Source organism: Quadrisphaera sp. DVD1 (assembly GCF_058932755.1).
This window is the reverse complement of the sequence record NZ_JBZYWI010000117.1, coordinates 1-9,789: the sequence shown is the minus strand read 5'-3', so window position 1 is coordinate 9,789 and position 9,789 is coordinate 1. Positions and strand designations below refer to the sequence as shown.

General features: G+C 76.4%; 9 protein-coding genes. 3 read left to right on the top strand and 6 right to left on the bottom strand.

Features of this window, described 5'->3' with window-relative positions; all coding sequences use genetic code 11:
- The 6 genes from AC5FZL_RS12655 to AC5FZL_RS12630 form a co-directional block, all read right to left on the bottom strand.
- A partial coding sequence (locus tag AC5FZL_RS12655) for a GAF domain-containing protein (RefSeq protein WP_493619137.1) occupies positions 1-631 on the bottom strand: 631 nt, incomplete at its 3' end.
- A 166-nt stretch (positions 632-797) separates the two neighbouring features.
- A complete protein-coding gene (locus AC5FZL_RS12650) occupies positions 798-2,387 on the bottom strand; it encodes an MDR family MFS transporter (protein WP_493619139.1) in 1,590 nt (529 codons plus the stop codon).
- Between the two features lie 38 nt (positions 2,388-2,425).
- Complete coding sequence (locus AC5FZL_RS12645; protein WP_493619135.1) at positions 2,426-2,932, bottom strand: MarR family winged helix-turn-helix transcriptional regulator; 507 nt, start codon at positions 2,930-2,932, stop codon at positions 2,426-2,428.
- A 114-nt stretch (positions 2,933-3,046) separates the two neighbouring features.
- The gene (locus tag AC5FZL_RS12640; protein ID WP_493619133.1) at positions 3,047-4,651 is read right to left on the bottom strand and encodes a Na+/H+ antiporter; all 1,605 of its coding nucleotides are present in this window, start codon (positions 4,649-4,651) and stop codon (positions 3,047-3,049) included.
- Between the two features lie 33 nt (positions 4,652-4,684).
- Positions 4,685-5,626, bottom strand: a complete 942-nt coding sequence (locus AC5FZL_RS12635; protein ID WP_493619131.1) for a 1,4-dihydroxy-2-naphthoyl-CoA synthase — start codon at positions 5,624-5,626, stop codon at positions 4,685-4,687.
- 10 nt (positions 5,627-5,636) lie between these two features.
- Complete coding sequence (locus AC5FZL_RS12630) at positions 5,637-6,680, bottom strand: AbrB family transcriptional regulator (RefSeq protein WP_493619129.1); 1,044 nt, start codon at positions 6,678-6,680, stop codon at positions 5,637-5,639.
- Positions 6,681-6,782: 102 nt separating this feature from the next.
- Between AC5FZL_RS12630 and AC5FZL_RS12625 the strand changes: the two genes are divergently transcribed.
- From AC5FZL_RS12625 to AC5FZL_RS12615, 3 genes are all read left to right on the top strand, one after another.
- Positions 6,783-7,643, top strand: a complete 861-nt coding sequence (locus tag AC5FZL_RS12625; protein WP_493619127.1) for an SDR family NAD(P)-dependent oxidoreductase — start codon at positions 6,783-6,785, stop codon at positions 7,641-7,643.
- 124 nt (positions 7,644-7,767) lie between these two features.
- Positions 7,768-9,138, top strand: a complete 1,371-nt coding sequence (locus AC5FZL_RS12620) for a S8 family serine peptidase (RefSeq protein ID WP_493619125.1) — start codon at positions 7,768-7,770, stop codon at positions 9,136-9,138.
- Between the two features lie 75 nt (positions 9,139-9,213).
- A partial coding sequence (locus AC5FZL_RS12615; RefSeq protein ID WP_493619123.1) for an enolase C-terminal domain-like protein occupies positions 9,214-9,789 on the top strand: 576 nt, incomplete at its 3' end.

The following is a 9,789-nucleotide window of genomic DNA, read 5'->3' as shown; positions in this document are numbered from 1 at the left end:
TGAGCAGGCCGGTCTCGGGGTCGCGGTCGGCCACGGCGTAGGCGGCGGCCGCGGCGGCGGACCGCTCTGCGGCGAGGCGCTCCTTGGCCAGCAGGGTGCTCAGCTGCCGGGCCAGGAGCTCCACGAGCGGCAGCTCCGCGGCCAGCCGGGCGGGCTGCTCGTTGACCGACATCGCGCAGAGGGTGCCGAACAGGGCGCCGTCCTCGTCGACCAGCGGGACGCCGACGTAGGCGCCGATGCGGTAGCGCTCGCCGACGCCGGCGGAGGTGTAGGCGGGCTCGAAGCGCACGCGCGGGGCGACCCGCGGCGCTCCGGCCACCATCCGGGCGCAGAAGGACTCCGCCCACGGCAGCACCGCGCCGGCCGGGATGGGGAACCCCGCCGAGCGCGCCACCAGCACCTCCTGGTGCGGCCCGTTCACCTGCGTCACCGCCCACAGGTCCATCCCCAGGCGGTCCTGGAGCAGCTCCAGGACGGCGTCCGCGGCCTCGGCGAAGCCGCTCCACGGGGCGGCCGCCGCGAGCGCGGCCGTGGGGCCCGTCAGCAGCGGTGAGGCGGAGGAGCCGTGGGGCGCAGCGGAGTCCGCGGAGGGGCTGTCCCCGCCGAGCGGCGAGGGCTGGTCGACCGTCATGGCTCACGTCCTCGTGGTCAGGTCTGCCGTGACTGTACGTCGCCCCTGGGCTCCCGTCAGCACCTCCGAGCCGTTCTTCACCCCTTCGTCGGCGCGTCGTCACGTGCAGGCAGGGCCCCTGCGCCGCCGGGGAGGCGGGGCAGGGGCCCTGGACGTGCGCGGAGGGTCAGACCCGGGCGTCCGCCGGGACGTCGGCCGCGGCGCGCCGGCCGGTGGTGGCCTCCGCGGACGCGGGGTCCTGCTCGCCGGTGGCGGCCGGGGTGACGTCGACCGTGGTGCGCAGCGGCACCTCGCGGATGAGCAGCACGGTCACCAGGGTGACCAGGGCCACGACCGCGGCGATGAGGAAGATCCGCCCGGTGGCGTCGCCGTAGGCGATCTGGATGACCTCGCGGACCGGGGCCGGCAGGGCGGCGATGTCGAGGCTGCCGCCGCCGGAGCCGGAGGTCACGCCCAGGTCGGCCAGGCCCTCGCTGGAGAGGGTGGCGACCCGCCCGGCCAGCACCGAGCCCAGCACCGAGACGCCGATCGCGCCGCCGAAGGTGCGGAAGAAGGCGATGGAGCTGCTGGCCGCGCCGATGTCCTGCAGCCGGACGGTGTTCTGCACCGCCAGGACGAGGTTCTGCATGAGCATGCCCGTGCCGAGGCCGACGAACGCGATGGCCAGGCAGACGAAGGAGAGCGGCGTCTCGTGGTCGATCGTGGCGAGCAGCCCGAGGCCGAGGATCATCAGCACGGAGCCGGCCACCAGGAAGCGCTTCCAGCGGCCGAAGCGGGTGATCAGCTGGCCGGAGACCATCGTCCCGACGAGGGAGCCGAAGACCTGCGGCAGGGAGAGCAGGCCGGCCTCGGTGGGGGTGTGGCCGCGGGCGGTCTGGAAGTACTGGCCCAGGAAGGTGCTGGAGCCGAAGAGCGCGACGCCGACGGCGATCGAGCCGATGATCGCCAGGGCGGTGGTGCGCTCGGTGACGATCTTGAGCGGGATGATCGGCTCGGAGGCGCGGCTCTCGACGACGACCGTCAGCACCAGGGCGAGGACGCCGCCGCCGACCAGGGCGGCGGTCTGCCAGGACATCCACGCGAAGTAGGCGTCCTTGCCGGCGAAGGAGACCCAGACCAGCAGCAGGCTGACGCCGGTGGTGAGCAGCAGGGCGCCCAGCCAGTCGATCGAGACGTCCTCGCGGCGGACCGAGGTGACGTGGAGCTTGGCCTGCAGGATCACCAGGGAGGCCAGGGCCAGCGGCACGCAGACGTAGAAGGTCCAGCGCCAGCCGAGCCAGGAGGTGTCGACGATGACGCCGCCGATCAGCGGGCCACCGGACATCGCGACGGCCATGACGGCGCCCATGTAGCCGGAGTACCGGCCGCGCTCGCGCGGCGGGATGATCGAGCCGATGATCGCCACGACGAGGGCCATCAGGCCGCCCATGCCGATGCCCTGGATGACGCGGGCGCCGATGAGGAAGGGCACGTTCGGCGACAGGCCCGCCGCGGCGGAGCCGATCACGAAGGTGATGATCGACAGCTGGACGAGGACCTTCTTGTCGTAGAGGTCGGCCAGCTTGCCCCAGATCGGGGTGGAGGCGGCGTTCGCCAGCAGCGCGGCGGTGATGACCCAGGCGTACTGGGTCTGGGTGCCGCCCAGGTCGCCGATGATCTGCGGCAGGGCGTTGGCCACGATCGTCGTGCTCAGCAGCGCGGTGAACAGCGCGGCGAGCAGGCCCGTGAGGGCCTCCATGATCTGGCGGTGGTCCATCGCCGCGCGGGGCGGCGCGGCCGTGGTGGGTGCGGTGCTCACTGGGGGACGACCTCGGGGGAGTGGGGAGCGGAGCGGGGAGTGGGTGCGGGGCTCCGTTGCCCCGGGGCGGTGCTGGTGGTGCTGAACGTGGCGACCAGGTGCTCGAGGCGCGCCAGCGCGTCGCGCGCCTCGCCCTCGTCCCAGTCGTCGAGCAGGCTCGCGAGCAGGCCCGACCGGCGGTCGGAGGCCTCCTGGAGCGTGGCGGCACCGGTGTCCGAGACCGAGATGAGGGCGGCGCGGCCGTCCTCGGGGTCCGGTCGCCGGGCGACGAGGCCGGAGCTGACGAGCTCGGTGATCTGCCGGCTGAGCGCCGACGGACCGACGCCGAGCGCGGCGGTGAGCTCGTTCTGGCGGCACTCCCCGCGCTGGGAGAGCAGGTGCAGGACGCCCTGCTGCGCGGGGGAGAGGGTGAGCGCGTGGTGGCTGCTGATCGCCTTGACCAGGCGGCTCAGCGTGGCGATCTCCTCGACGAGGGCGCGCGCGGTGTCCTGCCGGATCGCCATGCTCGCCTCCCGAGGACGGATAGTTGATGTGCTTGAGCAACTGTAATCCTGTTCGTTGCCTCATGCAACATGTTCGCCCCCGTGCGTGTTCCCGGTCGCCGCGGCGGGGCGCGACTAGCGCTGCAGGGGCGGCAGGACGCTCTCCTCGTGGTCGAGCTCGCGCTCGAGCACGCGCAGGTCGGCGTCCGGCAGGCGCCCGGCGTCGCGCCAGGCCAGCAGCTCCTCGCGCTCGGCGGCGATCATCTCCCGGCGCACGCGCACGGCCGCCACGTAGCGGTCGTCCACCGGGACGGCGGTGGGGTCCTCGGCCGAGGTCAGCAGCTCCACCCGGGCCGCGTAGCGCCGCTGCCGCGACTCCGCGGCCCGGCGCAGCGGCGCGATGACCGGCTCGAGGTCGGGCTCGGCGTCGTGGAGGGCGGCCAGGCGGTGCAGCGAGGCGTCCACCGCTGCCGCGCGCGCCTCGTTGCGCACCAGCGCCTTGCCGACGCTGGCCCCGCCCAGGCGCAGCCGGCGCAGCAGGGGCGCGAAGGTCAGGCCCTGGCCGACGAGGGTCACGAGCACCACGAGGTAGGCGCAGAAGAGCAGCAGGTCGCGCGCGGGCAGGTCGCGCGGCAGGGAGAACGCCGCGGCCAGGGTGATCACGCCGCGGGTGCCGGCCCAGGTGAGCGCCGTGATCTCGCGCCCGGTCAGCGGCGCGTAGCCCTCCTCGGGGTCGCCGCCGAGGCGGGCGTGCAGGGCCGAGGGCAGCCGCGAGGTGACGAGCAGCCACGCCGGGCGCACGAGCAGCACCGCGCCCAGCGTCACCCCGCCGGCCGCCGCGACGGTGGACGGCGCGTAGTCGCCGAGGGCGCGCACCACGGCGGGCAGCTGCTGGCCGATGAGCAGGAAGACGTAGCCCTCGAGGAGGAACTCGACGAGGTGCCAGACCGCGCGGGTCTGCAGGCGGGCGTGGCTGGACTGCATCGCCGGGCCGTGGTGGCCGAACCACAGCCCGGCGACCACGACGGCCAGCACGCCCGAGGCGTGCAGCTCCTCCGCGACGAGGTACGCGGCGAACGGCGTGCCGAGGGAGAGCCCGTTGTCGAGCAGCGCGTCGCTGGCGGAGGCCCGCAGCCGGCCGATGGACCAGGCCACCACCAGGCCCACGACGACGCCGCCGAGGGCCATGAGGAGGAACTGGCCCACCGCCGCGCCGAGCGAGAACGAGCCGCTGACGGCGGCGGCCACGGCGACGTTGAGGATGGTCAGGGCCGTGGCGTCGTTGAGCAGCCCCTCGCCCTCGACCAGGGTGGTCAGCCGCGGGGGGAGGCCGGCGCGGCGTCCGATGGACAGCGCCGCCACGGGGTCGGGCGGGGAGACCGCTGCGCCGATCGCGATGCCGGCGGCCAGCGGCACGGCCGCCACCACGGCGCTGAGGCCGGCGCCCACCGCGAGCGCGGTGGCCAGCACGAGCCCGACCGAGAGCCCGAGCACCGCGCGAGAGCTGCGGCGAAGGGCGGTGAGGCTCGACTCCAGCGCAGCGGCGTACAGCAGCGGAGGGATGACGACGTCGAGCACGACGTCGGGGTCCAGCTCGAGGTTGGGGCCGGGCGCGAAGCCGTAGGCGATGCCGGCGACGACGAGCAGCACGGACGCCGGCAGGCCGGTGCGGCGCGCCGCGGTGCGGACGAGGAGCACGACGACCAGCCCCAGCAGCGCCAGCCCGATGAGGTGGATCACCGTCGTCCTCCTCGGGGTCCGCGCCTCACAGCGTCAGTAGTACCAGGGGAACGGGGACCAGTCGGGCTCGCGCTTCTCGAGGAAGGAGTCGCGGCCCTCGACGGCCTCGTCCGTCATGTACGCCAGGCGCGTGGCCTCCCCGGCGAAGACCTGCTGGCCCATGAGACCGTCGTCGACGAGGTTGAACGCGAACTTCAGCATCCGCTGGGCGGTCGGGCTCTTGCCGTTGACCTCCGCGGCCACCTCCAGGGCGACGCGCTCGAGGTCCGCGTGGTCGGCGACGAGGTTCACCGCGCCCATGTCGGCCATCTCCTGGGCGGAGTACGCCCGGCCCAGGAAGAAGATCTCGCGGGCGCGCTTCTGCCCCACCATCCGCGCCAGGTACGCCGAGCCGTAGCCGGCGTCGAAGCTGCCGACGTCGGCGTCGGTCTGCTTGAACCGCGCGTGCTCGCGGCTGGCGATGGTCAGGTCGCAGACCACGTGCAGGCTGTGCCCGCCGCCGGCCGCCCAGCCGGGCACCACCGCGACGACGACCTTCGGCATGGTGCGGATCAGCCGCTGCACCTCCAGGACGTGCAGGCGCCCGCCCTCGGCCGCGGTGCGCCGGGCGTCCACGGTCTCGGCGGTCTCCCCGGCGGCGTACTGGTAGCCCGAGCGGCCGCGGATCCGCTGGTCGCCGCCGGAGCAGAACGCCCAGCCGCCGTCCTTGGCGCTCGGGCCGTTGCCGGTGAGCAGCACGCAGCCGACGTCGGGGGTGCGGCGGGCGTGGTCGAGCGCGCGGAACAGCTCGTCGACGGTGTGCGGGCGGAAGGCGTTGCGCACCTGCGGGCGGTCGAAGGCGATCCGGACCGTGCCGCCGGCGGGCCCGGAGGCCGTGCTGCGGTGGTAGGTGAGGTCGCTGAGGTCCTCGAAGCCCGGGACGACGGCCCAGGCGCTGGGGTCGAAGAGCTCGGAGACGTCGTCGCGGGCGGCCACGCCCGCCACCCTAGGCCGGGCGCCAGCGGCTCAGCGCGACCGCCAGCACCGGCGCCAGCAGGAGCATCACGAGCAGCCGCAGCACCTGCACCGCCAGCACGAGGGTGGTGTCGGCGCCGGTGTCCACCGCCGTGGCGAGCACCGCGTACAGCCCGCCCGGGGTGGTGGCCAGGTAGGCGTCGAGCACCGTGGCCCCGGCCAGGCCCAGCAGCGGGACGCCGACCGCCGCCGTCGCCGCGATGAGCGCCGCGGTCAGGGCCAGCGCGGCCGGCAGCACGCGCCGCACCGCGCGCAGGCTCTCGCGGGTGAAGGACAGGCCCACCTGCAGGCCGATCACCGCGTACGCCACCTGCATCACGGCGTCCGGCACGCTCGCCCCGCCGGACCAGCCGGCGCCGGACAGCGCCGCGGTGAGGAGCATCGGGCCGAGCAGCGACCCCGCCGGCAGGCGCGCCAGGCGGGCCAGGACCAGGCCGAGCGCCCCCGCCCCGACCGTCAGGGCCAGGTCCGCCCACAGCGGGGCCCCGGCGCCGGCGGCCGCGGGCGGGGCGGCGTCGCCGCGGGGGAGGGCCGTGGCGACGACGGGCATGGTCGCCACCACCACGAGCACCCGCAGGTACTGCACCACCGCCACGACGCGCTGGTCCGCGCCCAGCTCGGCGGCGATCGCCGTGATCCCCGAGGCGCCCCCGGCGACGAGCGCGAAGGACCCCGTGACCGGGCCGACGTCCCGGTGGCGCCCCAGCGCCAGACCCGCCAGCACGCTGATCACCAGGGTGGCGAGCACCGCGGCGGTCACCGGCAGCCAGTCGTGGCCGAGCGCTCTGAGGGTCGCGGGCTGCACGAGCGCGCCGGAGAGCACGCCCAGGCAGGCCTGGGCCGCGCGGTCGGCCAGCCGCGGCAGCGCCAGCGCGGGCCCGCGCCGGGGCCACCCCGCCACCGCGGCCACGAGCCCCACGACGAGGGCGCCGAACAACGGGGCGGCCGGCAGCCCCGCCGCGCCCAGGAGCAGCGACGCCGCCAGCACGGCGGCGGCGGTGAGGGCCCAGGGCACCCGGCGAGCGTAGGCAGGCGTCCCGTCGCGCGGCGCCCGCAGGCGGTGGGAGCGCGACCGCACGATGCTGGGAGCCCACACCGCCGTCCGAGGAGCTGCCCCGTGCCCGACCCCGCCTCCAGCGCCCTGCCGCACCTGGCCGGCCGCACGATCGTCGTCACCGGTGCCAGCTCGGGGATCGGTGCGGCCGCCGCCCGCCGCTTCGCCGCCGCGGGCGCCACCGTCGTCCCGGTCGGGCGCTCCCCGGAGCGCACCGCGGCGCTGGCGCGCGAGCTGGGCGTGGAGCCCCTCGTGGCCGACTTCACGCGCCTGGACGACGTCCGGGAGCTGGCCGGGGCGCTGCTGGCGCGCTGCGAGCGGATCGACGTCCTCGCGCACAACGCCGGCGGCACGTTCCCGCGCCGGATCGTCACCGAGGACGGCCACGAGAAGACCTTCCAGGTCAACCACCTGGCGCCGTTCCTGCTCACCAGCCTGCTGCGCGAGCGGGTCGAGGCGACCCCCGGGGCCCGGGTGATCACCACCTCGAGCGTGGCGCACACCGTCGGGCGGGTCGACCTCACCGACCTCGAGGGCGCGCACCGCCCCTACCGCGGCTTCCGGGTCTACGGGACGACGAAGCTGCTCAACATCGTCTTCACCCGCGAGCTCTCCCGGCGCCTCGGCGGCACCGCGACCGCCGTCTGCTTCCACCCCGGCGCGGTCGCCAGCGACTTCGGTCGTGACTCGCGGGTGGCGGGGCTGGTCTACCGCTCTCCGCTGCGGAAGGTCTTCCTCATCTCCTCCGAGGAGGGCGCCGCGCCGCTGCTCGCGCTCGCCACCCGCGAGGACCCGGAGACGGTCGACGGCGCCTACCTCGACCGCTTCCGGATCGGGCGGACCGCCGCGCAGGCGGACGACGTCGAGCTGGCCCGCGCGGTGTGGGAGGCCTCGGCGGCGATGGTGGGCGTGCCCGTGGGGTGAGCCCCCCAGGGGGTCCGCGGCCTCGCGACGGGGGGCGCGGGCGTAGACGCCGGTCCGGCGGGAGTGCCACGCTCGTGCCGCTCGCCCGGCGCCACGGGGACCCACCCCCCCTGACGGAGGAACCGTGCAGATCCGCTTCGCAGCCCTCGCCAGCACCGCCGTGCTGCTGCTCGCGGGGGTCGCCCCCGCCGGAGCGGAGGAGCCCGAGTCGGGGTACGTGGTGGTGCTCCAGGAGACCGTCTCGGACGCCGGCCTGGCGGCGTCCGCCCAGGAGCGCCGCTCCGGGGCGGAGGACGGCACCGTCTACCCGCACCTGAGGTCCTACTCCGCGGCGATGACCGCGCGGGAGGCCTCGCAGCTGGCGGCCGACCCCGCCGTGGTGGCCGTCGAGCCCGACGTGGTCGTCGACCGCCTCGCCGAGCCCGGGCCGGCGGCCACGCGCTGCGCCGACGCCGCGGACCGCGTGCTGCAGTGCCTCCCCCCGGCCGTGGACCGCATCGACGCCGACCTGAGCAGCGCGGCGTCGGGAGACGGCGCGGGAGCGGTCGGCGTCAACGTCGCGGTCATCGACAGCGGGGTCGACGCCACGCACCCCGACCTCCACGTCGCCGGCGGCGTGGACTGCGGCAGCGGTACCCCGGCCCCGCCGGCCGGTGACGCGTTCGGGCACGGCACCCTCGTCGCCGGGATCATCGGCGCGCGCGACGACGGCGCCGGGGTCGTCGGCGTCGCTCCCGGCACGCCGATCTGGTCCGTGGCGGTCGCCGACGCCGCGGGCGGCATCCAGCTCTCGGCGGTGCTGTGCGCGCTGGAGTGGGTCATCGCCACCCGCACGGACGCCGACCCCGCGAACGACATCGCCGTCGCCAACGCGAGCTTCGGCGGGCCGGGCACCGCGGGGCCCGCCGGCTCGTGCGGCGCGAGCGACGACGACGCCTTCCACGCGGCGATCTGCCGGGCGGTGGCCAGCGGCACGACGTTCGTGGCGGCGGCCGGCAACGAGGGGCAGGACCTCGCCGGGTTCGTGCCGGCGGCGTACGACGAGGTCCTCGCGGTCACGGCGATGGCCGACTCCGACGGCCTTCCCGGCGGCGCGGGCGGCGCCCCGGGCGCGCCCTGCGCCGCCGAGGGCCGCCCTCCCGTCGACGTCGCCGACGACGCGGCGGCGCCCTTCAGCAACTACGCGACCTCGGCCGAGGACGCGGCGCGCACCGTCGCCGCCCCGGGGGTGTGCGTCGAGAGCACCTACCCCGGTGGCCTGTACGCCGCCTTCGACGGCACGAGCTTCTCCGCACCAGCGGTGACGGGGGCCGTCGCCCTGTGCATCGCCGCCCAGCGCTGCCCCGCGTCCGCGCCGCTGGAGACCATGGCGCGCATCCGCGCCGACGCGGCGGAGCGCAGCCAGCGCGACCCCGCCTACGGCTACGCGGGCGACCCCCTGCGGGCCCCGGGCGCGCAGCACCACGGCTTCCTCGTGGACGCCGGGGCGTCCTGACCGGGGCGCCCTGACCGGGGCGCACGGAGGAGCCGCAGCGCTCCGCCGGCCCGGTGCGCGGGGCAGGATGGCGGCGTGGACGAGCCCGCTGCGCTGCCCCCGCTGGACGAGGTCCTGGCCGGCGCGGTGGTCGTCGCCCTGCCGATGCGGGTGCGGTTCCGCGGCATCGACGTGCGCGAGGCGCTCCTCGTGCGCGGCCCCGCCGGCTGGGGCGAGTTCGCGCCGTTCCCCGAGTACGACGACGCCGAGTCGGCTCCGTGGCTGGCCGCCGGGCTCGAGGCGGCCTGGACCGGGTGGCCGACCCCGCTGCGGGCGCGGGTGGCCGTCAACGCCACGGTGCCGGCCGTGCCCGCCGAGCAGGTGGCCGGCGTCCTGGCCGCCTTCCCCGGCTGCACGACGGCGAAGGTCAAGGTGGCGCAGCTCGGCCAGCGCCTCGAGGACGACGTGGCGCGCGTGGCGGCTGTGCGCGAGCTGCTCGGCCCCGCCGGGGCGGTGCGCGTCGACGCCAACGGCGGGTGGGACGTCGCCGCCGCGGAGCGCGCGCTGACCGCCCTGGCCGCCTCCGGGCCGCTGGCCTACGCCGAGCAGCCCTGCGCCACCGTGCCCGAGCTGGCCGAGCTGCGCGCGCGCCTCGCCGCGGCCGGCGTGGCG